This is a genomic window from Micromonospora parastrephiae, assembly GCF_016802865.1.
In the GTDB taxonomy this organism is placed as follows: Bacteria; Actinomycetota; Actinomycetes; order Mycobacteriales; family Micromonosporaceae; genus Micromonospora; species Micromonospora parastrephiae.
Genome location: NZ_JAEVHM010000413.1, coordinates 1 through 1,160, shown reverse-complemented (window position 1 = coordinate 1,160; position 1,160 = coordinate 1). Strand labels below are relative to the sequence as shown.

At 73.5% G+C, this 1,160-nt stretch carries 1 protein-coding gene and 1 pseudogene; one reads left to right on the top strand and one right to left on the bottom strand.

Annotated elements, in window-relative coordinates; all coding sequences use genetic code 11:
* The coding region (locus JNW91_RS31495; protein ID WP_238426047.1) for a WhiB family transcriptional regulator at positions 1-402 on the bottom strand (402 nt) is incomplete at its 3' end.
* Between the two features lie 252 nt (positions 403-654).
* Here JNW91_RS31495 and JNW91_RS31490 point away from each other — a divergent pair.
* A pseudogene (locus JNW91_RS31490) lies at positions 655-1,160 on the top strand (helix-turn-helix transcriptional regulator); the annotation flags it as partial.

The window sequence follows — 1,160 nt, the reverse complement described above, 5'->3', positions numbered from 1 at the left end:
TGGGGGAGTGGTCGGGTCAGGCGACGTTGCGCTGGGCGGGGAGGGGTGGACTTGTGCGGGGCGGCCCAGCCGGGCCTCCAGGCGGGCCACGTCGACGCGGGCGTGGCGGCGGTCCGCCAGGTCCTCCCAGCCGACGGCGAGCAGGCGCAGCCGCTCCGACTCGCTGAAGCCACCCCAGACGCCGTACGGCTCACGGACCGACAGCGCGTGCGCGGCGCACTCGGCGCGGACGGGGCAGGCGCGGCAGACGGCCTTGGCGGAGGATTCCCGACGCAGTCGGGAGGAGCCCCGCTCACCGTCCGGGTGGAAGAACTGGGCGCTGTCGCGCCCTCGGCAGGCACCGAGCCGCTGCCAGTCCCAGAGATCGACGATGGGTCCGGGCAGTCTACGTACGTTCGACATCAGCACCCCTCCTCCCGCGCGGCACCGCGAGATCCTTATGGCCGGCTTCCGGGCGGCGGGCCGCGCAGGCGCACCGTTCCCGGCCTGGACCCCCCGGTACCCGGACCATCGCCGACTCACACGTGTGTGATCGAGAACGCCCTGAATATTGCGGCTTTTGCCCTATCTGTCGGAAAAGTTCGAAGGATTGCCGGGAACCCCCTCCCCAGCTGACCCCGTCATGGTCTGCTCGTGGGCGGAGAGGAGACCACAGTGCGTACCGTTCTTGTGTGCGTTCGGACACCACTCGCGGCCCAGCATCTGACTTCTGCTGCCGCGCGGCTGGGTTTGTCCGCGATCGTTCGTACCGCCGTCTCCGATCCTGAGGTGATGCTGCGGCTGGCCGAGCGGCCGGCCGACGTGGTGCTGGCCGACACGGCCCTCACCCGGCCGGACAGCGCTGGCTTCGTACGCCGGGTGCTGGCCCGCGCGCCGCAGGCCGCGGTGGTGCTGCTCGGCGCCGAGGAGTCCGAGGCCGCGGCGGCCACCATCAGCGCCGGCGCCCGGGGCCTGATCCAGAACGCCGACCACGATCTGACCAGCGCGGTGGCCAAGGCCCTGCTGCTGCTCACCGCCCCCGGCCGGGCGAACCGGCAACGGATCACCGACCCGGCCCGGGACACCGCGGCGGTCGGCGGGACGGGCCGTTCCGCGCCGTCGCTGCGCGGCTCCGGCGAACCCGGCTGGTCCGCGGCCGTGGCCGGCGAGGGGCCGGCGGG